A 24890-nucleotide genomic window follows, 5' to 3' on the forward strand; every position below is an offset into this window, starting at 1 on the left:
GTTATCCTTACTTATGCCCATGGCCGTACGCACGAGGTTGCGTATAGTAATCAATTAATGGAACGGTAATATTGGCGAGTAACACGGCAAATGCGACAGCGTCAGGGTAACCACCGTAAACACGGATCACCCAAACAAGGAAACCAATGATCACACCAAAAATAATTCGTCCCTTAGGTGTTGTCGATGCGGTAACAGGGTCAGTGGCAATAAAAAATGCCCCTAGCATAGTGGCGCCAGACAATAGATGAACCCATGGTGATGCATGCTGGCTATCATCAATTAAGTGGCTAACAATAGCTAAGATTGCCAACGTACCTAAGAACGACACTGGGATATGCCAGCTAATAATACGGCGCTGTAATAAGAACAAACCGCCAACTAAATAGCCAATATTTACCCATTGCCAACCAATACCGGCTAAGGAACCTTGCAAAATAGGTTGTTGTAATACTTCAGAAATAGAATGAGTCAGTAGGCCCGTTTTAAAGCTATCAAGCGGGGTTGCTTGGCTCATACCATCAATTCCCGTTCGTAGCTGCTCGAGAGTAATACCTGTTGGTGTATGGCCACTGAGAATAATTGATAGGCTATCAAGGGCTGAAACCGACATATTCTGTAATTCATGCGGGGGTAGCCAGTTTGTCATATGAACAGGGAATGATATCAATAAAACAACATAACCCACCATCGCGGGGTTAAAAGGGTTTTGTCCCAATCCACCATAACATTGTTTAGCAATCGTAATAGCAAAAAATGTCCCTAATACGATTAACCACCAAGGTGAGAGCGGTGGTAGGCTGATGGCTAATAATAAAGCAGTTACAATGGCTGAATTATCTTTTAGTACAGGAACTACAGGTTGTTTGCGTAAACGAATAGAAACCGCTTCTGTGATAACGGCTGTTAGCATCGCTAAAATAATTTGATATAAGGTGCCAACGCCAAAAAAATAAACTTGAGCCGCAATACCGGGTATTGCAGCTAAAAGTACCCAAAGCATGACTAAGCTGGTGCTTTGTTTATTATGAGTAAATGGCGCGCTAGCAATTTTTAAACGGCGATTTTTCGCATCAATTGGCCTAAATTTCATCTCGTTATCACTTACTCTGTAGTCGTTTGTTCATGTTGTTTTTGTGCTTGCTTCGCTTTTACTCGCGCGATTGCAGCGGCAACGGCAATTTTTCGAGGGTCGGTTTCCTCTTCAATGGGTTGTTCGGCAGCGGGAGTAAGCTCTTCTTGTGCGAGTTGTTCTGCTTGAGCGGCTTTTTTAGCTTTGGCACGCGCAATAGCTGCAGCGACAGCCGCTTTACGTGGGTCAACTTCGGTATCCGCTACCGCATCAGCGACTGGCGGAGTGGCAGGTTGTTCTTGAGCGGCTTTTTTAGCTTTGGCACGCGCAATAGCTGCAGCGACAGCCGCTTTACGTGGGTCAACTTCGGTATCCGCTACCGCATCAGCGACTGGCGGAGTGGCAGGTTGCTCTTGAGCCGCTTTTTTAGCTTTCGCACGCGCAATAGCTGCAGCGACAGCCGCTTTACGTGGGTCAACTTCGGTATCCGCTACCGCATCAGCTACTGGCGGAGTGGCAGGTTGTTCTTGAGCTGCTTTTTTAGCTTTGGCACGCGCAATAGCTGCAGCGACAGCCGCTTTACGTGGGTCAACTTCGGTATCCGCTACCGCATCAGCGACTGGCGGAGTGGCAGGTTGCTCTTGAGCCGCTTTTTTAGCTTTCGCACGCGCAATAGCTGCAGCGACAGCCGCTTTACGTGGATCAATTTCGGTATCCGCTACCGCATCAGCGACTGTCGGAGTGGCAAGTTGCTCTTGAGCCGCTTTTTTAGCTTTGGCACGCGCAATAGCTGCAGCGACAGCCGCTTTACGTGGGTCAACTTCGGTATCCGCTACCGCATCAGCGACTGGCGGAGTGGCAGGTTGCTCTTGAGCCGCTTTTTTAGCTTTCGCACGCGCAATAGCTGCAGCGACAGCCGCTTTACGTGGGTCAACTTCGGTATCCGCTACCGCATCAGCTACTGGCGGAGTGGCAGGTTGTTCTTGAGCTGCTTTTTTAGCTTTGGCACGCGCAATAGCTGCAGCGACAGCCGCTTTACGTGGGTCAACTTCGGTATCCGCTACCGCATCAGCGACTGGCGGAGTGGCAGGTTGCTCTTGAGCCGCTTTTTTAGCTTTCGCACGCGCAATAGCTGCAGCGACAGCCGCTTTACGTGGATCAATTTCGGTATCCGCTACCGCATCAGCGACTGTCGGAGTGGCAAGTTGCTCTTGAGCCGCTTTTTTAGCTTTGGCACGCGCAATAGCTGCAGCGACAGCATCTTTACGGGGATCATCCGTTGCTGTTATATCAACAGTTTCTGTTTGTGCATTGGCCAGCTTTTCAGCTTGTTTAGCTCGAGCTTGGGCTTTACGAGCTTCGCGAGCGGCGATTACTGCACTATTGTCTGGGAGTTCACCGGAAACAATCTTAATGGGTTCTGCTGTCAGCGTTTGTTTGGTTTTGACTCGTGCTAAAGCGGCATTAACGGCATCTTTATCTGCACTATCGACTTGCACAGCAGCTTTTTTATGGCGTTCTTCTCGTGCTTGTTTATCACGTTCCATACGCAACTGTTTTGCTTCAAAACGCAATTTTGCTTCAGCAGCACGGCGCTCTTCTTGAGCAATTTCACGAATTTCTGCTTTTTCTTGACGATAATATTGCACTAACGGAATATTACTCGGGCACACATAAGCACATGCACCACACTCTATGCAGTCAAATAAATTATGTTTTTGCGCTTTTTCGTGTTCATCTCCTTTACTGAACCAGTAAAGTTGCTGAGGTAGTAGCGCAGCAGGGCAGGCCTCAACACACAACCCACAACGAATACACGCTTCTTCTAGTGCTTTAGGCCCCATTTCTTCCATTGTAGGAACCAGTAAACAGTTACAAATTTTCACGACAGGAACATTTAAGTCGGGTAGGGTAAAGCCCATTAAAGGCCCTCCCATAATCACCATTTGTTCTGGTTCAGGGTTAAAACCTGATTGCTGTAATAGATGTTTAACTGGAGTCCCTAAACGAGCCCAAAAATTACCCGGTTTGCTGATTGCTTCACCTGTGACAGTGACTACTCGTTCGATTAATGGCTGGCCATCGATAACTGCGCGTTTGATAGCAACCACAGTACCGACGTTTTGCATTAACACGCCAATTTGAGAAGAACGCGCACCGGATGGTACTTCTTTTCCCGTTAAAATTTTTGTCAGCTGTTTAGCACCACCTGATGGGTACTTGGTTGGTATAACTCGAATGAATATTTGTTTGTCTTGCGAGGTGATTGCATCTTTAAGTGCACGAATAGCTTCGGGTTTATTGTCTTCAATACCAATTAGTACCTGGTCTGGGTTCAATAAATGCTGTAAAACACGGCAGCCTTCAATAACTTCCTGTGCATGTTCTTGCATTAATCTATCATCGGCTGTGATATAAGGTTCGCATTCAGCCGCATTAATAATTAATGTTTTAATTGCATCTTGACCACCTGCCAATTTTGATGCGGTTGGGAAACCAGCACCGCCGAGACCCGCAATACCCGCTTGTTCAATTTTCTGTAGTAATTCAGCGCGGGTTAATTGAACGTAGTTAGGCTCTGGGTATAAAGTACACCATGTATCTTGGCCATCGGATGCAATACGTACACACAACTCTTTTAAGCCAGAAGGATGCGCTGTCACCATGGGTTCAATCGCAGTGATAACCCCTGAAGTTGAAGCATGAACAGGCACAGTACGTCCAAGGCCTTTAGTTAAAGGCTGGCCTTTTAAAACGAAGTCACCGACTTGAACAATCAGTTCACCTTCAGGGCCTAAATGTTGTTGTAATGGGATAACCAGTTCATCAGGTATTGATGCAATACGCATTGGTGTTTGGCTTGATTGTAGCTTCATTTCAGGCGGATGGATCCCGCCTTTGAAATCCCAAATATTATCTTTTTTCAACCAATTAAAGAGCTTAAGCATGAGTTTCACCCCTTGCTTTAGTTACAAATGGTTCATTGGGTTCAACATTGATATTTTTGACTGGGATGGTGTTTAAATCCCATTTCCAATTGGCTGTGGTGGTTTTCACGGGAACAAGCTCAATACAATCGGTAGGGCAAGGGGCTACACACAGGTCACATCCTGTGCACAAATCTTCAATAACGGTATGCATGGCGCGGGTTGCACCCACAATAGCATCAACAGGGCAGGCTTGAATGCATTTAGTACAACCGATGCAGTTTTCTTCATCGATAATAGCAACTTTACGAACTGGATTTTGCGCGGCTTCACCACCATCGATTGGTTGGGGGTCAACATTAAGCAACTCAGCGATTTTTAGCATGACTTGCTCACCACCAGGGGCGCATTTGTTGATCATTTCCCCATTATTTGCAACCGCTTCAGCGTAAGGACGGCAGCCAGGGTAACTACATTGACCGCACTGACTCTGAGGTAATATCGCTTCAACTTGTTCAACAATAGGATCAGCCTCAACTTTGAATCGTAATGAGGCATACCCTAAAATCAGCCCAAAAATAAGGCCAAAAACGGCTAATATACCGATAGCAATCCATACAGACATCATTAGAATTTCACCAAACCACTAAAGCCCATAAACGCGAGAGACATCAAGCCAGCAGTTATTAACCCAATTGACGAGCCCTTAAAAGGAGCAGGAACATTGGCAACAGCTAAACGTTCGCGAATAGCGGCAAATAACACCATCACTAATGAAAAACCCACAGCAGCGCCAAAACCATACACGGCAGACTGCATAAAAGTATGAGACATATTAATATTTAATAAGGCAACACCAAGAACCGCGCAGTTGGTGGTAATTAAAGGCAGAAAAATACCAAGTAAACGGTAAAGCGTTGGACTCGTTTTCCTCACCACCATTTCAGTAAACTGTACAACGACAGCAATCGCTAAAATAAAGCTTAGCGTTCGCAAATAGATGAGGTCGAGAGGAATGAGGATGAGAGTGTCAATCAACCAAGAACTGATTGACGCTAATGTCATAACAAACGTCGTTGCTAAGCCCATTCCAATGGCGGGTTCGAGTTTTTTTGAGACGCCCATAAAAGGGCATAAGCCTAGGAATTTAACGAGAACGAAGTTGTTAACCAGTACTGTTCCAACAAAGAGTAATAGATAATCAGTCATGCTATTGCCTGAAATGAAAAAAGAACAAAAACTGACCGAAGCCAGTTAAACTATCATTATGATATCAAGCAATTTATGTGATGCTTATCGATCTTGTGTGAAAGTCATTTTTACACGTTGGGACCGTTTTAAATAAGGGACAAAGAAACCTGCACCAATTAAAGGCCACGCTAAGACTTGCAAAGCAGTTTCATCATCAATAGGTGAAAATGCGAAGGTTTTTATACCTAATAATAATAAAATCATTAACCAAATAATAAAGCGGCGGGGAAAATGTTTTGAACGAGAAAACATTAGCTGCAACACATGGATACTGAAAATAGTCATCCCAATAGTAATCGCGAATGACAGATACCATGCGGCAGGAATAAAGCTTGTCCAATGGTCAACAGTCGTGACAATCTCATAAAACTTAATGCAATACATGACAGTCATACTGCAAACAGCTAAAAAGGTTAATAACAAATAGATTGCTGGAACTAATAACCAGCCAGTGATGCGGTTGGCGTCATAAACTGAAGTCATAATCAATAAAACCCATTTTGGCGAAGTCGCTGGACAATTTACAATCCTATCATAGATTTATTTGCCATTTCATTCCTTCTGATGGTACTTTTTATCTCCACCTGTGTTTATCGTTGTATGAGGTCTAAATGTCTAAACCAATTAAAGTTGCGATCGTCGGATATGGCTATGCTAGCAAAACATTTCATGCTCCCTTCCTTGGCATTTTAGAAGGGTATGATTTAACAACGATTTCTAGCAGTGACCCGAGTAAGGTTAAGGCTGATTGGCCAAATGTTCATGTTGCCGCCTCTCCGGAAGCTATTTTTGCTGATAAAGATATCGAACTCGTCGTTATTCCTACGCCTAATGATACTCATTTTCCTCTCGCACAAGCGGCATTAGCAGCGGGAAAACACGTTGTTGTTGATAAACCATTTACATTAGATGTCTCACAAGCTGAACAATTGAAACAACAAGCGGAGCAAGCTGGAAAATTACTGTCGGTTTATCATAACCGCCGTTGGGACTCCGGTTTTTTAACCGTTAAAAAAATCTTAGAAGAAGGTAAGCTCGGGGATATTAAATACTATGAATCACATTTTGATCGTTATCGCCCTTTAGTTAGGCAACGCTGGCGTGAAGCAGATATTCCCGGAGCCGGTATTTGGTATGACCTAGGTCCGCATTTATTAGACCAAGTCTTACAATATTTTGGCAGGCCGTTAGGGATCAATGTTGATCTTGCCATGATCCGCCCAAATGCACAGGCAGTGGATTACTTCCATGCCGTTTTGCAATATGCCGATAAAAAGGTGGTATTACATGCAACAACATTAGCCGCTGCACCAACGCCGATATATGTTATTCATGGCATGAATGGTAGTTATGTTAAATATGGTTTAGACACCCAAGAAGACTGCTTAAAGAGTGGCCAACGTCCAGAAGGGGCTGATTGGGGAATTGATACCAACATGGGTAATGTGACGCTGTCACAAGATGATGAGCTGATAACACAATCTTGGCCAAACCAACGTGGTAATTATGGTGGTTATTATCAAGGGATATATGATGCAATTCGCCATGGTAAACCAAATCCTGTCACCCCGAGCGAAGCGATAGATATTATGAAACTTATTGAAGCAGGTATACGTTCGGCAAAAGAAAAACGAACTATCGAAGAAATATTTTAACGTCATCAACGCTCACTATAAGGCCAGTTAACATAACTGGCTTTTATTATGGATAATCGAATGAATTTGCTAGCTAAACTGAGAATAGACCCATTTTTACTTATCATGATTGGTGTTGTCATTCTAGCCAGTCTTTTTCCTTGTGAAGGTGACATAAAAACGGGGTTTCAATATTTAACTACAGCTGCAATTGCATTGTTGTTCTTTATGCATGGAGCTAAGTTATCTCGTGAATCAATCATGGCGGGGATAGGGCACTGGCGTCTACATCTCCTGGTTTTTGCGAGTACATTTATTGTATTTCCTATTGTAGGATTAGGACTCGCGGTGATTGTACCTAAATGGATGTCACCGACTGTGTATATGGGCTTTTTATACCTATGTGCTTTACCTGCAACCGTACAATCAGCAATTGCGTTCACATCAGTGGCCGGTGGGAATATTGCCGCAGCTATTTGTAGTGCATCGGCGTCGAGTATTCTTGGGGTTTTTCTTTCGCCAATCTTAGTTGGCTTATTGATGGATGCTGATGGTAGCCAAGCTATGGATACGCTCAATGCGATAGGCTCCATCTTAATGCAATTAATGCTCCCGTTTATTGTGGGGCATTTATCTCGACCATTAATTGCCAATTGGATTAACCGTAATCGTAAGTTAGTTAATATGACTGACCGGTCTTCAATATTGTTAGTGGTTTATGTGGCATTCAGTGAAGCCGTTGTAGAGGGGATTTGGCAGAAAATAGATGCATTTTCACTCTTAATGATAGTGGTTGTTACTTGCGTTATTTTATTTATTGTCATTGTATTTAATACGTTAGCTGCACGGTTGTTAGGTTTTAGCAAAGAAGACGAAATTACCATCGTTTTCTGTGGATCGAAAAAGAGTTTAGCGAATGGAGTACCAATGGCGAACGTGTTATTTCCTGCTGCGACAGTGGGGGTTATTTTATTGCCATTGATGATCTTCCACCAAATACAACTGATGGTCAGCGCTGTACTTGCTCAGCGTTATGCGAAAAGGCTATCAACTAAGGACTGACAATAGGGCAATCATGGGGTTTTGTTCTGACAAAATAGGCCATTACCCCTCAATTAGATTTATAACCGATCTCCTAAGCATACACGCCTTTTAGTTACAACATACAAATAATTATATAATTAACAATAGAGCCGCTGCTTATGCGGTGGATGCTAATAATCGATGATGTTATTTTAAGTAACGCATTGTTTTTAGACAGGCTTAATATATTAAGAAGCGCGGTAGGGTTAATTATTTTACGCTAAAGTTCAAAAAAGCCTATAAAAAGAAAAATAATTGTTATAGGCTCAAAAACAAACTCTCGAACTAGTAAGGTAATAGTTGTGCGTCTTTTTGAGATTTAACTTCTGTTAACTCAATTTTATATATATTTTCTTTGGAGTTTTTTACAATATTGTTGACACTAAAGTTTGCCAGCGGTGAGTAGAGTACTTCACTTTCATTATTATTAAAGCTTAGCCCAGCTTGCGGAGTGATCCCGTTGCCACTATTGCCTTTCACTAAAAACATAACTTTAACATCATCTTGGCTCTGGTTGGCAAAAGACTTAGCAATATCATTTCTACTCGACGTTGAAAAAAATTGTCCTAACTGATAAACCGTCTTATTATCGCTTTTTTTGTCGGCATTAAAATTATTAATTAAAGTATTTAAGCCATCACTAGTCATACCTTGCCCACGATGGGTGGTTGCTGTTGTACTTGATGGTGAATACCAATTTTTTGCAGCGGTTTTCACTAACTCATTTAAATTATCACTGTTACATTTTAATTCAAATTTAATGTGGCTATTTCCTTTTGAAAAAATATCTGAGCCATGTACTCGCTCATATTCAGCAATGACTTTACTACCACTTAAAGAGCCACCTTGTTTGCCATTACCAAAAATATAGCGGGCCTCATTGTTGATTGCTTTACAACCTTCATTACTTTGGTAGATAGAAGAAAATTGCTGACGCTTATTTTTTAGCTGTTCAGCTGCTTTCTCATTATCAGCTTCTTGTGTTTTAATCGTGTTTAATTGAGTTTCTATTGGGGCAAGCTCTTTACTGAGACTAGCAATTTGTTGTTGAGCATTTTTATTGTTATCGGTCAGTGATGATAAGGTTGATTCATCTTTTGCTTTCAACTTCGTGAGCAAGTTAGTTGAATCGGCGACAGTAACACTTTTTGCTGTTACATTTAATAAGGTTGCCGCGGCAGTGCGTTCAGTTTGGTAGCGGCCACTGGAAAAAATATTTTTTAGTACATTACTTCCTTGGCCTAATTTAAAATGCCCATTTTTGAGGCGGACTTGGCTATCTTTTCCATGTTGGTCAGAGATACTCTTCAACTCTTTTAAGAATGACATATTATGTTTGATAAATTCTTTTAATTCTGTCATTTCCGCTTTATTCGTTTCTATCGTAGTCTTAATTTTATTAATATTGCTCACTAAACTATTTTTTTGCGATATGAGCTGCTGTTTTAAATTTGGGCTAGCTATATGTTGTGTTGAAGTACTTGAGTTAATAATAGTCATGCTGATTTTCCTAAATGAATATATAAGATGTTTTTTATTAATATATAAAATATGAATATATAGGCTTGCGTAAAACGATTTTTAAATAGTAAGAGAGCGGCTAACTAAAAAAATAGGGCAGATATTAACAATCTCATATAGCAGCATGCAGGCCAAAGATTTTTCGGAAGGGGAATTTTAAGGATATTGAGATAGAGGGGCAGATCCCCTCTAAATCTTAACTAAATAAATTAGCGATTGGCGACTTTTTTTGACAGCGCATTTTTCTCACTATCCGATAAAAATGCCATACTCAGACCATTTCGTTGTGCTTGTTCTATTTCTGCTGCCGTTAAACCAGCTTGTGGGGCAGCTACTTCATATTCATGGCGTAACTCAATCCCTTGAACTGCAGGGTCATCTGTATTAATTGAAGCCAGAACACCTTGTTGTAAAAAGTTTTTTAACGGGTGTTGAGCTAAGGATGGAACTGTACTTGTTTGAATATTCGACGTTAAACAGCTTTCCATGCCAATTTGATGTTTTACTAAATACTCAATTAGAGCAGGGTCTTCTATTGCTTTAACGCCATGACCAATTCGTTGTGCGCCTAATACCTTAATAGCATGCCAAATACTGTCTGCACCAGCCGCTTCACCTGCATGAACAGTAATATTTAACCCTGTATCTCTAGCTTTAATAAAATGTGACTCAAAGAGCTCTCCAGGGAATCCGAGCTCATCTCCCGCTAAATCTAATGCGCATAAATGATCCCGATGCGCTAATAATCCTTGCAGCTCAGTTGTACAGGCTTGTTGGCCAAAAGTACGGCTTAAAATACCAATTAAATTAATTTTAATATCAAATTGTTGGCACCCTGCACGTACACCATCAACAATGGCTTCAACGACACCTTCAACAGGCAATTGGTGTTTCATCGCCATATAATAAGGGGAAAAGCGCAGCTCTGCGTAATCAATACCTGCATTAAAAGCATCTTCAACATTTTCAAATGCCACGCGGCGACAGGCATCTAAGTTTGCTAAAACAGCGACCCCCCAATCAAGTTTTGCTAAGAAACCGACTAAGTCAGCTTCTTGTCCTATAATTTGAACATGAGGGCGTAATGCTTCAAGCTCTGAAGCAGGTAATTGAATATGGTGCTGCTCTGCTAAGGAGAGAATTGTTTCTGGACGGATGTTGCCATCAAGATGGCGGTGTAAATCGGTTAAAGGTAAATGTGTTTTAATCACGGAATGATCCTTTATCTATTTTCTATCCTCATTTTGGCTTTTATTTCGCTAAAGGCAATTGTAAATCACGAAAAATGTGAAACGTGATCAATAATTACATTTTAAATGTGATCTCAATCACATTTATTTTGCGATGCAAATAAAAAAGCCAGCTAATATTAACTGGCTTTTGTGATTAAATTATATCAATTAGATTAGTTAGCTGGCGCTGCATCTTGTGGTGCTAATTCAGGCTCAACTTCCATTCCTGGTGCTGGTTCTGCATCTGGAGCAGGTACTGCTTCATATTCTAATGCATCTTCTGGATTAGACATCACTTTCATCTTAGTGAGGAACTCAGCTAAGGTATATTTGTCATTATTGAATGTCAGGTCATTACCTGCAAATTTGATAGTCATAGTTAAATCATTTTCGCTATCAATCATCCAAGGTGATTTTTTCTGTTTAGCTTTTTCAGCACGTTCTTCATCCGTCATAAACATTTCTTCAAACGGAGAAGAGAACATATCTGAAGTCAGCATTTGCTGAACACCTTCAAACTCAGAAGTGACCATGCCTTTCATTTCTTTTTTCGTGTTAGCATCAACTGGAACACCTTGATCTAAAATCATTGCTTGAGTCATTGATTCGATCACCATTGGTTTATTCAGTTTTAAATTGAAATCAAAAGAAGTAATGAGCTGCTTGATAGCTTCATCAACTTTGTTAGACATTGCTAACGCAGTAATTTCGTCTTGGTTCCATTTATTGAATGTGATGTTTAGGTCAATTGAGCTTTGGCCAGCTTCATTTTTCCAGTAGAAAGGGCTAACCGTGAATACCGGCTTGCTCTTCATTAGCTCTGGCAATGTCGTAGACATCATTTCCATAGCTAAACGCTCTGTTGCTTCAGTTGGGTCGCCATTAGCTAAACCTTGTGCTAAAGCTTCATTATATTGCTCAACGAATTTACCTAATGCTTTTGCATCTAATTTTTCAATAGCAACCGTCAGTTCGCCTGAACCTAAGTTTTGCTCTAATGCTTTTAAGTCAGAGATGCTATAAGAAATATTCCCTTTCACATCTTCGCCAGTAATAGAGGTGTCACTTGAAATTTTGAAATCTTTAAAAGAGAATTTGGTTTCAGGAATGTTGAAATCTGTATCCGCAATAACAAATGACTGGGTTCCGGTGTAGAAGCCATATTGTGATTTTGTCACATTAGAGACTAATTTTAAGCCTTTTAGTGTCATAGATTCAGAGTTATCTTTCTTACCGATAACTAAATTATCAGTGACTAAAGTTGCATCTACAGCAGCAAGGTCGGAAGTCGTTGATACATCAAACTTAGAACCACTGAAAGATAATGAAACGTCATCTTTCTTATACTCGACAGGGATCAGCTCTAAATTGGTATCAATACTTTTGCTATAGCCAATGACCGCAGAACCATGAATAAATGGTTTACCTTGTGTCGCTTCAAACAATTCTTTTGTTGTTGCGTTGTTAGCTAATTCAATTTGCGTCGCTGCTAATTTTGGTAATAAATTAAACTTAGCGACTTGTGATAATGGGAATGGACCATGATCAATATTCGTTTTAAATACGATAGAGTCGTCTGGTGATGCAGAATCAGCAGAGGTGATTACGATATCCGCTTTAGATGAAAAAACACCTTTTTCATAATTTTCTACTTTAAAATTCAAACCTGACTCAGGCACATTTACAGCAAAAAAATCGTTGGTTTTGAGGATTACTCTATCAAGTTCATCTTTTACTTTAGAACCTGTATACCATGAAGCTCCGGTCCACACTGCACCCAGAGCAACAATAACACCAACCGCGACTAATGACTTTTTCATTATAAACATCCATCCTTTCAGTACGTTATTGCCGTACTTATAAATTTATAAAAGTTTTAAATAACCGCCATTCATTGAATGAAGACGGTTAAATACAGAATATGACTCTATTTGTTAAATACTCGGGCTAGTTTACCACTGCCATTAATGGTTATGCTTTTCTCATAAGCCGGTAAAAAAACAGATTCACCTGAATTAATGCATATTTCATCATTACCTGAATGCAAAACTAACTGGCCTTCAATACAGAACAAAATTGAGGCACTATTGTTAGATAGCGCAACTTCCGAGTGGTCTATAGAATATATATTAAATGCAAAATCTTCTACTGGAATATTATATTTCCAGATATTTCCAGATTTTTCGGGAATGCTTAATAAATCCTTTGCAAACGTGGGCTTAAAGTCAATATTAGCAATCAGCTCTGGAATATCTATGTGCTTGTTTGTTAACCCGGCACGCAGCACATTATCGGAATTTGCCATCACCTCTAACCCAACACCTTCAAGATAGGCATGCGGTGTTCTTGCATATAAGAACATCGCGTCACCAGGCTCTAATTCAACGATATTAAGAAGAAGTGGGGTAAATAGCCCATTATCTTCAGGGTACAGGCTAACCATTTGTTTTATCGAGTTCCATGGTTCACCTTGTCGGCTATTTAACGCGGCTTTCAATACACCAAGCGCTAAATCTTTTTGTTCACCTGTCAGATTAAGAATTTGTGCAAATAAACGTGATAATTTTTCTTCAGTTGGGTCCTGAACAAATAGCTGAATATCCGGATGTGCTGCTGAAACAAAATCCAGCAATTGTGCAATTTCGTCGAGTGGGCGAAACGCATTCATGGCTTTAAAAGGCGTTAATGCAAAGATTAATTCAGGTTTATGGTTATCGTCTTTATAGTTGCGTATTGGGGAGTCTAATGGGATCCCGGCTGAGTTTTCTTTGGCAAACCCAACTTCAGCGTAAGTTTTATTTGGGTGTACCTGAACAGATAACGGTTGAGCTGCACATAACACCTTAAATAAATAAGGTAAGCGGTGATAAGTTTGTGCGACATGCTGGCCTAAATAGGTTTCAGGAGCACTTTCGATTAAGACATTAAGTGGAATGCTTTGATTTTTTTCCTCATCGAGAACTTCAGAGCTTGCTTTTGGATGAGCTCCCATCCAAAGTTCAGCCATAGGTAAGTTATCAGGGTTTGAAATCCCATATAGCTTAGTCAGGGCTGTTTTACTGCCCCAGTCATAGTTTTGGACTTTGTTTATCATTTTAAGCATAGCAAAATTCTCTTTTTCATAAAAATCAACTGATTTCCTTTTCACTACAGTACAATAAGCTCGACCAAGTCTCATAAATGAAATTCAATTTGTGGCATTATACTGCTCGGTTATTTGCTTACCTGCAAGCAGATGATTCTAAAATCAATTATTCTGTGTATGTACCTAAGGAGATAGTAATGGCAGCCACTCGCATTGAAAAAGACTCAATGGGACCAATTGAAGTACCTGCTGACCAATTGTGGGGCGCACAAACGCAGCGTTCTTTAGAACATTTCCGTATATCTGTAGAAAAAATGCCTGTTGCGTTGATTCACGCACTCGCTATCACAAAAAAAGCCGCTGCTAGTGTCAATATGGACCTTGGATTATTAGCCAAAGAGCGCGGTGATGCAATCATTGCTGCTGCTGACGAAGTCTTAGCTGGCAAACATCCAACGGAATTTCCACTAGCCATTTGGCAAACAGGTTCTGGTACGCAAAGTAACATGAACATGAACGAGGTTTTAGCTAACCGTGGTAGCGAAATTCTCGGTGGCCAACGTGGCAATGATCGTCTTATTCACCCTAATGATGATGTGAATAAAAGTCAAAGTTCAAATGATGTTTTCCCAACGGCAATGCACGTTGCTGCGGTTGTCGCAATCCGCGAACATCTTCTCCCAGAACTGAAAGTTTTGCATCAAACATTAGATGCAAAAGCGAAAGAATTTAAAGATATCGTAAAAATCGGTCGTACTCACTTACAAGATGCAACCCCACTGACATTAGGTCAAGAAATTTCAGGTTGGGCTGCAATGTTGGCGCATAATGAAAAACACATTGAAAACGCTGTTCCGCATGTGTGCGAATTAGCGTTAGGTGGTACAGCAGTAGGAACTGGTTTAAATACGCATCCAGAATATGCAGTGCGTGTTGCGAAAAAAATCGCAGAATTAACTGGCCAGCCATTTGTTACAGCGCCTAATAAATTTGAAGCATTGGCAACGTGCGATAGCCTTGTGCACGCACACGGTGCTTTAAAAGGTTTGGCTGCCTCTTTAATGAAAATCGCGAACGATGTTAGGTGGTTAGCATCTGGCCCACGCTGTGGCATTGGTGAAATTTCGATTCCAGAAAATGAGCCAGGCAGCTCAATCATGCCTGGTAAAGTTAACCCGACGCAGTGTGAAGCATTAACCATGTTATGCGCACAAGTGATGGGAAATGACGTTGCTGTTAATATTGGTGGTGCATCCGGTAATTTTGAGCTGAATGTATTCCGCCCAATGCTAATTGATAACTTCTTACAATCCGTTCGTTTGTTAGCGGATGGTATGCGTAGCTTTAATGAGCACTGTGCGATTGGCATTGAACCAAACCGTGAGCGTATTGAAAAATTACTTCATGAATCATTAATGCTAGTAACAGCTTTAAATACTCACATTGGGTACGATAAAGCGGCAGAAATCGCTAAAAAAGCGCACAAAGAAGGGCTGACTTTGAAAGAGTCTGCATTGAAACTCAACTATTTAACTGAAGAACAATTCAATGATTGGGTTCGTCCAGAAGATATGGTGGGCAGCATGAAATCTTAAGCTAGCCAATTAAACTAGCGAGTATATAACACCCATACTGTTTTACAGATGGGTGTTTTTTTAGCGCTCAATATACAAATTTAAGCGTGGTATTAATAATTCAACTGCTTTTGCTTTAGGGCGATTACGAATAACAATGCTATTTGCATGGTAATCGGGGAGTTCACCGACTTTAATTTCGGCCACTGTTTTTTCGAGCGCAAAAACAAATAAAGGTGTTGCACAGGCAAACTGCGTTTGTTTCTGTTGTTCTTTATCCCACACTCGAGCTATTGGCTGAACTTTGACAGGACGTTGAATTTTCAAAACCGCATTATGGGGTAGGGAATCAATTAAGCGAATTTCATTTTCCAATTGTAAAAGCCAATGTTCTTTAGGTAAATGAAGAGGGGAGCGACCACTTTCTAAACTTGCTTGTAAACGGTCTAGTACTGTTTCTTTGGTCACTTTATTAATGACTTTTTTATTCGCCCAACCAAAATTAATCGTATCGATATCAACCAATGAGGTGAGGGTGCGGTAAGTATTTAGTGTTAGCAGTCCATGTAAACTGCTACGTATAAATTCGAATCGATGTGGCTCGTTAACTTGAGTGACTATTGCTTTTATATGCATCTTTAACTCATTGATCTTTGATATTAATGAATTAAAGTCACGATACGCCTGTAAATTGGTTTGTATACATATTGCCCCAGGTAAGCGGATAGCGGCTTTATTGCTAATTTCTTCAGATTTATTCTGTAAAAATAACAAGTTAATTAATTTTATTGTTTCTTTTACTGCATCATGGCTCACCACCGTTTCCACTGCGATTTGTTCTATCTCATTATTTTCTTCACCTTTGATTACCGAAGGTAATTGAAATACATGGGCTGTAAATGGTACTTGCTTTGATTGCTCCAATAGCAAAAGGCTAAATTGGTTTATTTGTGATTCCAATTCATTAAACGTATTAATCAGGTCTTGTTTATTTGTCATTTAGTTACAACATTCAATGTGTGGTAAACAATAATTAACATTAACTATCGTGTTTATCAATAAAAAATAAAGCCTAAAAGGGCAAGTGGGTATTTTAACACTTGTCCTTCTCTTATTATGACTTACGTTTACGCTAATTTATTTCTGCATCAATGACTTGGTAAAACGCATTTACCGTATCATTTATTGTCCAAATTGCTAAAATCACATGGTAACCTTTTTGATTCTTCGGTAATACGCAATTGTGCTCCACGCTCTCCCCTGGAATTTCTACACGTTCAAATTTACAAAATGGGGTTAGTATAAACTGTTTACGCGATAACGGCGAATTGGGTTGCCAATCTGGTTTAGTGATGAAGTATTCCCATTTTGTTGTTTTATGTTTCGCAGTAATGCGCCATTTAAACCTAACATTTGGTGAATTTATAATAGCTCGTTGCCACCGAACAGTAGTTTGTATGTCTAAGGGAGAAAAAAGAGCATTAGCTGCACTGGCAATTTTACCATCGGCTGGGCCGTATTTGGGAAAGCCCTGTTTGCCTTCAATGGATTGCGGTTCATATTGCACTGGGCCACATTGCTCATTTATCCCTAACTTACAATAGTATGAACGACTTTCAGGGGACTTAACATAGCCATGCGACCAGACCACAAAACTGCAACAAAAAAGCAATGGTGCAAATAAAAATGATTTTATAGAGAATGATTTCATTGGGTTTCCTCGTTATTAATAGACACTCATATCATCTACTAATAACGGGAGAAAATGGTAGTTTAACCTTTATCAGCCTCTAATCTACTGGTTATAACAAATTGATTTTAAACGACAAGCGATGATAAGACCGATAAACAGTATGCCAGCGATAAATAGCGCAACACCCGTCCAACCAAAGTGTTCCCAAAATAAACCACCGACTGTACCTGCGATACTTGACCCTGCATAATAACTGAATAAATACAGAGAAGAAGCTTGTCCTCGTGCTCGTTTCGCTCTACGTCCCACCCAGCTACTGGCAACAGAGTGCGCAGCAAAAAAACCGGTTGTTAGTACCGTCATCCCAAATAAAACTAACCACACATTCGAACACAATGTGATTAAAATACCAATTAACATCAGGGTAATAGAAGCTATCAATATACGACCAAGCCCATATTTTTGAGTTAGGCTTCCTGTTTTAGTCGCACTGTAAGTCCCTGTTAAATAAATAACAGATAGCAAGCCAACCGTAGACTGAGAAAATGAATAAGGTGCGTCAAGTAAACGATATCCGATGTAGTTATACATTGTGACAAAACCACCCATCAAGACAAAGCCTTCGATAAATAGAAAAGGTAAACCTTTGTCTCTAAAGTGTAGATGTAAATTAACCCATAGATTTTTAGGTTTTAAAGAACTCGCGCGGAAATGTTGAGAAGGGGGCAGTAAGCGCCAAAAGCCAATTGCGGCAATCAAGGCTAACGAACCTAAAATAACGACAGCAACACGCCATGAATAAAAATCTGCGATCACCCCCGTCATTAGCCGGCCGCTCATACCTCCCAGCGAGTTGCCACTAATATACAACCCCATAGATAGTGCAACATAACTAGGGTGGATCTCTTCACTTAAATAGGTCATAGCTACTGCAGCAACACCGCTTAGCGATAAACCAACTAATGCTCTGGCAATTAAGATCCCTTGCCAGCTCTGCATGATTGAGCTGAGTAGAGTAAATAATGCAGCGCAGGTCAATGCAATAACCATCACATTCTTACGGCCTATTGCGTCTGAAATTGGCCCAGTAATTAATAACCCTAATGCCATTAAGCCTGTACTCAGTGATAATGATAAACTTGCTGTTGCAGGGGAAATGTTAAAATCTTCTGACAGCATAGGCAAAATTGGCTGAACGAAATACAGCAAAGCAAATGTGGCAAAACCAACGGTAAAAAAGGATAAGGTCACACGTAAATACAGCGCGTCATCTCTTTGTATGTAATGTTTTTTTGGTGTGGTATGTCCCTGTAAGGGTGTTCTTATTCCTTCATTAGGTTGCTCAGATGTAAGGCTATTTTGTGAGTGTTCCATGTTTATTCCTTGTCATACCAACACACTTGATTTCGATCAAAGAATAGAAACTTTTTAGTTTTTTGTCTAATATATTAATTATTCATAATAATACTTTAAACATATTAATGGGTATTAACCAAACGATGAGTATAGAACTTAGACATCTTCGATACTTTATTGCTGTCGCGGAAGAACTTCATTTTGGTAGAGCTGCTGAACGATTGCATATTTCGCAGCCCCCTTTAAGTCAGCAAATACAAATACTTGAAGAGAAAATTAATGCAAAACTATTGGAAAGAAATAACCGAAATGTGGCCTTAACGGCAGCGGGGACTATGTTCTTAAAAGAAGCATATCAAATTTTAGCTCAAGTCGATGCAGCAGCAACAAAAGCAGCTCGCATGGAAAAGGGTGAACTTGGAGAGTTATCCATTGGTTTTACTTCAACTACGCCATTTATGCACAAAGTTACGATGAGCTTACGGCAATATCGAGAAGCTTACCCTGAAGTTTCTATTCATATGCACCAGATGAATACCAAACAACAGATAGCGCCATTAATTACGGGGCGAATTGATATTGGTATTATGAGAAATACGGTATTACCAGAACAATTGGATTATCAACTATTATTTAAAGAGCCTTTTATGGTAGCCGTCTATGAGGGACATCCATTATTAGAATTTATTGATGTAGGCGTAGATATTCAACAACTTGCTGATTATCCTTTTATTTTCTTTGAGCGCGATGTTGGTACAGCATTATATGATGAAATAAATCAATTACTAACATCTGCGGGAGTGGTTCCAACCATTTCTCAAGAAGCCGGGGAAGCCATGACTATTTTGGGATTAGTTTCCGCTGGTATGGGAATATCAGTGATTACAGAATCATTCACGCGTATGAAAATTGATGGTGTAAAATACTTAAAACTCACTAATCTTAATGCTTCATCTGAAGTCTGGTTAGTCTACAATACACGTAGAACATTGCCCTCCGTCGCAAAAAAATTAACGAATCTTTTGATGGCCAACATTGTTGGTAACCAAAAGTGAGCAAGTTCACACTTTTAATGTAAATGAAATCATTCATACACAGATTAAGGCATAATAACTCATTGCTTTATAAAGGAATTGAATTATTACCATGGTGAATCAAACTGGCCATATAGACCAAATCAAACAATTAAATACGGGTATTGTTTACCGTATCATTGATCAACATGGTCCAATTTCGCGTATTGCTTTGTCAAAACAAGCACAGCTTGCGCCCGCTAGTATCACCAAAATTACACGTGAACTTATGGATGCTCACTTAATTAAAGAATTAGAGTTTCCGGTACTCGGTCTGCGCGGACGCCCAGCAGTCGGGTTAGTCATTGAAAGTGAAGGGTGGCAATTTTTAGCTATTCGTATCGAAGGCCAAAAACTCACGATTTCTCTGAAAGAAATTAACGCAGTTACCTTAGCTCAAACAGAGTATCCATTTACACCGCTAGGAAATAGCGAATTTATCGATTTTCTTTCTGAATTAATTAGTCAATTCTTTGCCAGCCAGCAAAAAATATTAGAAAGAGTCACCGCGATAAGTATCCTTATTGATGGTATTTTAGACCCTCATACTGGCGTTATTTATCAGCATTCTTCTTTTAAAATCCACCAACTTGCCATCGCAGAATATCTTACCAAGCAAACTGGTTTACCCGTTTATTTACATCCGCCAGTGGATGCTTTAGCCTTAATGGACCTCTTCTCCCATCAGGAAAAAAGAAAAGAAAAAAATATCATTTACTTACAGCTACAAAATGTTGTTAATGTCATGGTATTAAACCATGGGACAACATTGGATACGAATACCCATCGGCCTATTCTATTCGGCCATACTCAATGTGAGCCTGAACAAAATAACGTTTGCTACTGTGGTAGCTATGATTGCTTAGAAACCCATACGTCCATTCCTGCAATATTACAACAAGCTAATAATTTGCTAATAAACTACCCAGATTCATTTTTGCATCAGCAAGATATCTCAATGGATAAAATTTGCGCTGGCGCAATTCTAAACGACAGTCTTTGTGTTTATCTTATTAATAAAGTTGCACAACAGTTGGCAAAACCGTTAGCACTGATGGTAAATTTATTGGGTAGTCAGCTCATTTTGGTTAATTCTCCTTTGAATCAAGATTCTGATCTGTTTTTAAAATGTTTACATAAACATATAAATAAACTTTCTATTCCTCTGTATTCGTCTACATTAGTGATAGAAAAATCTACATTTAGCATCAAAGATAGTGAAACTTCATTAATACAGCGAGCGTTATACGATGGTTCACTTCTACTACAACTATTACAAGGCTAAAACAATTCGATAATATTTACACTATCGTACACAAAATTGAGCTAACGCAAACTTCTCACTTACCCATTCCAATAAACTGAATCCATATCATTTTTGCAGCTTATTGCTGTATAAGTCTGTCACTTCAGGATAGAAAAAGACCATGATCAATCTATTTGTTACCGGGACAGATACAGATGTCGGGAAGACAGTATCGACGCTTGCCATCCTGCAAGCACTAAATAGCCAAGGAATTAAAGCCGTGGGCTACAAACCTATTGCTGACCAATGCATTGATACCCCTGAAGGAATCAGAAATAAAGATGCATTGCTAATTCACAGTGTTTCTAAAGACCTAGTTTCCTACGATGAAGTTAATCCTGTGCGTATCACGGACAATTACAGCCATGAGAACAGCATTGATTTCAATAAAATAAAGCATGGTCTAGACCATTTACATCATCAATGTGACATGGTTGTTATCGAAGGTAATGGGGGATGGCGCTATTTGCTTGATGACAATACTTTTTATGCAGACTGGTTAAAAGGCCAGCCGGTCGGTGTTATCTTAGTCGTAGGTATTCAACATGGCTGTGTTAATCATGCACTATTAACTGCGGATGCAATCCGAGCAGATGGATTACCATTAATCGGTTGGATGGCAAACCGTATCAACCCAGGGTTAGCGCACTATGCTCAAATAATTGATCGGTTACAACATCATATTAAGGCCCCATTAATTGGGGAAATCCCATATTTATTGCGACCGGAAGAAAGAGAGCTAGGGCATTATCTCAATACAGATAAACTGCAAGAGCTTATCGCTATTCCTAACTAATTGCGTTAATAATCCAACAGAGAAAAAGGGCGCTATCATCAAATAGCGCCCTTTATTTTACCTAAAATATAGACTAATGGCGGGTATAAATGATTTTATAAGAATCATTTTGGCAGTGACCTACAACTTGACCTTTAGATGAGTCAACTTCATCATTAGGTACTGCGACCAAACTAAAATTATCAGCAGGAACGCCATTATTGATAATCTTTTGTTTGATTCCCTCAATCACACTTTCACATGAAGCTTGCGCAAAAGCGGGCGCTAACATCAGTACAAATAAGGGTAACAATAATTTCTTTTTCATCTTATCTCCTTGTTGAACAACAACTCCATAAGGCAACCTATTATCAGGTTATGGATTACTAATTGGACGACCATTACTCACATCAAGGCAACGTTTGGTGCTTGGCTCCCAATAAGCATTTAGATTAAGACTTTTTTCACATTTATCTTTTGCATCAAAAGCGGCATCTACTTTATCAAATTCTTTTTCAGTACGCGTATTAACTTTATTACGCAACATACGGGTACTATCCCATTGTTCCTTTTCTTGACGCGCTTGCTCTTTATTAAGAGAGTCATCGCCTTTACCTACTGAAACACAAGTACTACCTGCAGTACATGATGTTGTCGATTGTGCAGCAGGAGACGACGTAGCCCAAAGTAGAGGGAGACAAAAACATAACGCAGTTAAGCCAGTTTTCAACATTTTGTGTGAATTCATGGTAATTCCTTACTAAACAGGACTGATAATCTGAGTATAGCTAAAAGTGTGCTAGTGCGTCTGTATAGAATAGTACTAAAATCTAAAGTTGTTTATGTACGGTTAAACCTGCAAACGTTTGGCAAACAGGCATTAATTCTAATGTATTTACGTTCATGTGAGCAGGTAGCGTGGCAACCCAATACACTGTTTCAGCAATATCTTCAGGGGTCAGGGCATCTGCACCTTGATAAGTGCTAGCTGCTTTATCGTCATCCCCTTTAAAGCGAATATTTGAAAACTCTGTGCCACCAACTAAGCCTGGTTCAATATCGGTAACTCGAATTTTTTTCCCTTGTAAATCAGCACGTAAACCAAGTGAAAATTGTTTCACAAAGGCTTTGGTTGCACCATAAACATTACCACCTTTGTAGGGCCAACTTGCCGCAGTAGAACCAATATTAATAATGTGACCATGATTTTCGACTACCATGTTTTGCAACACCTCATAGGTCATATTCACTAAGCCTTTAGTATTCGTATTAATCATGACGTCCCAGTCATCAGGATTTGCATCAAAAGCAGGCTCTAGGCCCAATGCAAGACCGGCATTATTGACTAAGACATCAATGTTTTTGAGGTGAGTAGGTAAATTAGCGATTGCAGATTGAATGGCTTTTCTGTCTTGAACATCCAATGTTAATGGATAAAATTTATCCCCTAATTCTTGATGTAGGGCTTTTAAACGTTCAGTTCTACGCCCTGTACCAATAACAGTATGATTATTTTGAATAAATTTACGAGCGATTGATTCACCAAAGCCAGAAGAAGCGCCTGTTACTAATATAATCATGGAAACCTCAAATTTGTTATTGTTGTGTCAGCATGGCGTTATTCTAACGCCATCTAACATTAACTACAAAAATTGTTATAACCCTAATATTTGTTTGTCTTTTGGATAGCTCAATGTATAACTGAATGAAATTTGCTTTTCTTCATTAGGCTCTAAAGTAATATCCCAGGCTATTTCACCTGTACTTTTATTGGTAACTGCGTTTTTATCCTCTATTTCAGACACTTTTATCTCACTATCCTCACTTAGCGGAATTTGGTCATAAACCGTTAATTCAACTGGTTTCGCATGCATATTTTTTACTTTGATCAAGTAACTTTCTGTTTGTTGGATTGTTGATCCCATAAAACTCGGTTTTTTCTTTATTTTTTCATTTGGTTCACGGGAAACTTGAATACACTTGTCAACACCAAAAGGAACTCGTAATGTATCAACCAATTGATTTGCATTAATCATAACGTTGCCAATATATGTATTACCATAATAAATATTAGCATTTCCATTCAATAGGTTAAGTGATTGCCAATTGTCGATATCTGCTTGTAAGAACACCTCTTCAATCAGTTTTGGCGTGGTGGTATATTTGTATTTTACATCGAGATTTTGTTGTTTGATGGTGACAGTATTCGGCTTGTTCGCGCTTTTTAGTGAATAAGGCAGGGCGATTTGATAATTTAAATTGATACCATTATTAGACGTTGTAACAAAGTCTGATATACCTGAATTGATTGTTTTTTTCTTCTCACTAACACCATTTTCTTGATACATTGCCACAGGGGCTGCAGGCATCCTCATTCGAACCTGACGCGCTATTTGAGCATTATCATCATAAACGGATAAGCGCCAAGGCTGTAAAACAGAAGGCGTGATATTTTTTGATGGGTTAACCGTCGATAAGGTCAAATTGACTTTTTCCCAATCAATGCCTGTATTTTGAATTAAATTGGCTTTATACGTGAGGGTGATTGGCGACTCAACGTCCTGACTACGAATGTCATAACTTGGTGACCACGCGGCATCAGGCGTTAAATAGGACAATTGTAGCTGTGCAATGGTTGGTTTAGCCGCATCGACCAACATGACAATCTGAGTTTGCTGGCCAACAGACGAGGGCATTTTTTCATCGATCTGCGTTTGCAATATCGCAAGTTTTTCTTCTAACTTATCAATCTCTAATTGGTATTTTTGTTGTTCATGCAATATTGAAGTCATTCGTTGACGTATAAAGTCTAACTTTTGAGAGGACTGTTCTAATGATTGCGCGTTATTTTCCCCAAAAAAGCGCTGATCTTTCAATAAGCTTAATTGCTCTTCACCGACTTTAATTGCAATGTTTAAGTTTTCAACTTGCTGAACTAAGTCCTTTTGTTGTTCTTGTAATTCAACAATATTGGCGGGGTATGTAGGTGTAACTGCCACATTTTGTACATTTACGGAACGAATAGTCACATCACTATTATCAAAGTCAATTGAAAGCGTTCGAGCGTCAATATTGCTTGCTATATTCGTAAGAACAACCTCAGTCTGCCCCTTATTAAGTGACAGTGTCACACTGTTGTCTAAGGTAGCACCGCGCAAAAACACGGTTGCATGATTTAGTTTAACATCTTGATTTAGTTTTGTTTCAGCATCAGCACGTACGTGTTGAGAAGCCAAAAGTGTTGCGAATAATAAGCCGCTGACCAGCCGAGTAGGAACTGTCATTTTTAACTCCAATCAGAAGTACCG

General features: G+C 39.8%; 22 protein-coding genes. 6 read left to right on the plus strand and 16 right to left on the minus strand.

Translation table 11 applies throughout. The annotated features are described in order from the left end of the window. Positions 1 to 7: 7 nt before the first annotated feature. From rsxD to FVA69_RS10730, 5 genes are all read right to left on the minus strand, one after another. The gene (rsxD, locus tag FVA69_RS10710; protein ID WP_004910990.1) at positions 8 to 1093 is read right to left on the minus strand and encodes an electron transport complex subunit RsxD; all 1086 of its coding nucleotides are present in this window, start codon (positions 1091 to 1093) and stop codon (positions 8 to 10) included. A gap of 11 nt (positions 1094 to 1104) precedes the next feature. Next, entirely contained in the window at positions 1105 to 4020 is a 2916-nt protein-coding gene (gene rsxC / locus FVA69_RS10715; RefSeq protein ID WP_164528820.1) for an electron transport complex subunit RsxC, read from the minus strand. After that, positions 4013 to 4627 (minus strand): electron transport complex subunit RsxB, encoded by a 615-nt coding sequence (rsxB, locus tag FVA69_RS10720; RefSeq protein WP_109912259.1) that lies wholly within the window; start codon positions 4625 to 4627, stop codon positions 4013 to 4015. Before rsxB ends, rsxC begins: the two co-directional genes overlap by 8 nt. Continuing rightward, positions 4627 to 5208 (minus strand): electron transport complex subunit RsxA, encoded by a 582-nt coding sequence (gene rsxA, locus FVA69_RS10725; protein ID WP_004910983.1) that lies wholly within the window; start codon positions 5206 to 5208, stop codon positions 4627 to 4629. Before rsxA ends, rsxB begins: the two co-directional genes overlap by 1 nt. Before the next feature lie 84 nt (positions 5209 to 5292). Next, complete coding sequence (locus FVA69_RS10730; protein ID WP_004910980.1) at positions 5293 to 5733, minus strand: DUF2569 domain-containing protein; 441 nt, start codon at positions 5731 to 5733, stop codon at positions 5293 to 5295. Positions 5734 to 5861: 128 nt separating this feature from the next. On the opposite strand from FVA69_RS10730, the gene FVA69_RS10735 reads away from it, so the two are divergent. Both FVA69_RS10735 and FVA69_RS10740 read left to right on the plus strand, forming a co-directional pair. Continuing rightward, positions 5862 to 6905, plus strand: coding sequence for an oxidoreductase (locus FVA69_RS10735; RefSeq protein WP_109912258.1), 1044 nt, complete (start codon positions 5862 to 5864; stop codon positions 6903 to 6905). A gap of 60 nt (positions 6906 to 6965) precedes the next feature. Continuing rightward, positions 6966 to 7946 (plus strand): bile acid:sodium symporter family protein, encoded by a 981-nt coding sequence (locus FVA69_RS10740; protein WP_110731946.1) that lies wholly within the window; start codon positions 6966 to 6968, stop codon positions 7944 to 7946. A 306-nt stretch (positions 7947 to 8252) separates the two neighbouring features. On the opposite strand, the gene FVA69_RS10745 is transcribed toward FVA69_RS10740, so the two are convergent. From FVA69_RS10745 to manA, 4 genes are all read right to left on the minus strand, one after another. Then, positions 8253 to 9467 (minus strand): ADP-ribosyltransferase domain-containing protein, encoded by a 1215-nt coding sequence (locus tag FVA69_RS10745; protein ID WP_004910973.1) that lies wholly within the window; start codon positions 9465 to 9467, stop codon positions 8253 to 8255. Positions 9468 to 9697: 230 nt separating this feature from the next. After that, positions 9698 to 10699 (minus strand): adenosine deaminase, encoded by a 1002-nt coding sequence (gene add, locus FVA69_RS10750; RefSeq protein WP_109912256.1) that lies wholly within the window; start codon positions 10697 to 10699, stop codon positions 9698 to 9700. A gap of 194 nt (positions 10700 to 10893) precedes the next feature. Continuing rightward, positions 10894 to 12540, minus strand: a complete 1647-nt coding sequence (locus FVA69_RS10755) for a YdgA family protein (protein ID WP_226537849.1) — start codon at positions 12538 to 12540, stop codon at positions 10894 to 10896. Between the two features lie 107 nt (positions 12541 to 12647). Beyond that, on the minus strand, positions 12648 to 13823 hold the full coding sequence (gene manA, locus FVA69_RS10760) for a mannose-6-phosphate isomerase (RefSeq protein ID WP_109912254.1): 1176 nt from the start codon (positions 13821 to 13823) through the stop codon (positions 12648 to 12650). Between the two features lie 179 nt (positions 13824 to 14002). Between manA and fumC the strand changes: the two genes are divergently transcribed. Then, positions 14003 to 15400 (plus strand): class II fumarate hydratase, encoded by a 1398-nt coding sequence (fumC, locus tag FVA69_RS10765; RefSeq protein WP_004910966.1) that lies wholly within the window; start codon positions 14003 to 14005, stop codon positions 15398 to 15400. A gap of 60 nt (positions 15401 to 15460) precedes the next feature. Here fumC and tus read toward each other — a convergent pair whose 3' ends face one another. From tus to FVA69_RS10780, 3 genes are all read right to left on the minus strand, one after another. Then, the gene (gene tus / locus FVA69_RS10770) at positions 15461 to 16378 is read right to left on the minus strand and encodes a DNA replication terminus site-binding protein (RefSeq protein ID WP_164528821.1); all 918 of its coding nucleotides are present in this window, start codon (positions 16376 to 16378) and stop codon (positions 15461 to 15463) included. Positions 16379 to 16511: 133 nt separating this feature from the next. Beyond that, complete coding sequence (locus tag FVA69_RS10775; RefSeq protein ID WP_109912252.1) at positions 16512 to 17090, minus strand: lytic polysaccharide monooxygenase; 579 nt, start codon at positions 17088 to 17090, stop codon at positions 16512 to 16514. An 84-nt stretch (positions 17091 to 17174) separates the two neighbouring features. Next, entirely contained in the window at positions 17175 to 18446 is a 1272-nt protein-coding gene (locus FVA69_RS10780; protein WP_109912251.1) for an MFS transporter, read from the minus strand. Positions 18447 to 18571: 125 nt separating this feature from the next. Between FVA69_RS10780 and FVA69_RS10785 the strand changes: the two genes are divergently transcribed. The 3 genes from FVA69_RS10785 (at position 18572) to bioD (ending at position 21603) form a co-directional block, all read left to right on the plus strand. After that, positions 18572 to 19483, plus strand: coding sequence for a LysR family transcriptional regulator (locus FVA69_RS10785; protein ID WP_004910958.1), 912 nt, complete (start codon positions 18572 to 18574; stop codon positions 19481 to 19483). Between the two features lie 91 nt (positions 19484 to 19574). Next, positions 19575 to 20786 carry an ROK family protein gene (locus FVA69_RS10790; RefSeq protein WP_110731941.1) on the plus strand — a complete coding sequence of 404 codons (1212 nt, stop codon included), beginning with the start codon at positions 19575 to 19577 and terminating at the stop codon, positions 20784 to 20786. Between the two features lie 142 nt (positions 20787 to 20928). Continuing rightward, a complete protein-coding gene (gene bioD, locus FVA69_RS10795) occupies positions 20929 to 21603 on the plus strand; it encodes a dethiobiotin synthase (RefSeq protein ID WP_004910953.1) in 675 nt (224 codons plus the stop codon). A 73-nt stretch (positions 21604 to 21676) separates the two neighbouring features. Here bioD and FVA69_RS10800 read toward each other — a convergent pair whose 3' ends face one another. The 4 genes from FVA69_RS10800 to FVA69_RS10815 all read right to left on the minus strand — a co-directional run bounded on the left by FVA69_RS10800 (position 21677) and on the right by FVA69_RS10815 (position 24866). Continuing rightward, positions 21677 to 21910, minus strand: coding sequence for a DUF1161 domain-containing protein (locus FVA69_RS10800; RefSeq protein WP_164528822.1), 234 nt, complete (start codon positions 21908 to 21910; stop codon positions 21677 to 21679). A 48-nt stretch (positions 21911 to 21958) separates the two neighbouring features. Beyond that, complete coding sequence (locus FVA69_RS10805; protein WP_004910949.1) at positions 21959 to 22330, minus strand: DUF1283 family protein; 372 nt, start codon at positions 22328 to 22330, stop codon at positions 21959 to 21961. Positions 22331 to 22412: 82 nt separating this feature from the next. Then, on the minus strand, positions 22413 to 23162 hold the full coding sequence (gene ydfG, locus FVA69_RS10810; protein ID WP_109912249.1) for a bifunctional NADP-dependent 3-hydroxy acid dehydrogenase/3-hydroxypropionate dehydrogenase YdfG: 750 nt from the start codon (positions 23160 to 23162) through the stop codon (positions 22413 to 22415). 75 nt (positions 23163 to 23237) lie between these two features. Continuing rightward, on the minus strand, positions 23238 to 24866 hold the full coding sequence (locus FVA69_RS10815; RefSeq protein ID WP_164528823.1) for a DUF4139 domain-containing protein: 1629 nt from the start codon (positions 24864 to 24866) through the stop codon (positions 23238 to 23240). Positions 24867 to 24890: the final 24 nt, after the last annotated feature.

The sequence above is a fragment of the Providencia sp. PROV004 genome (assembly GCF_011045615.1).
In the GTDB taxonomy this organism is placed as follows: Bacteria; Pseudomonadota; Gammaproteobacteria; order Enterobacterales; family Enterobacteriaceae; genus Providencia; species Providencia rettgeri.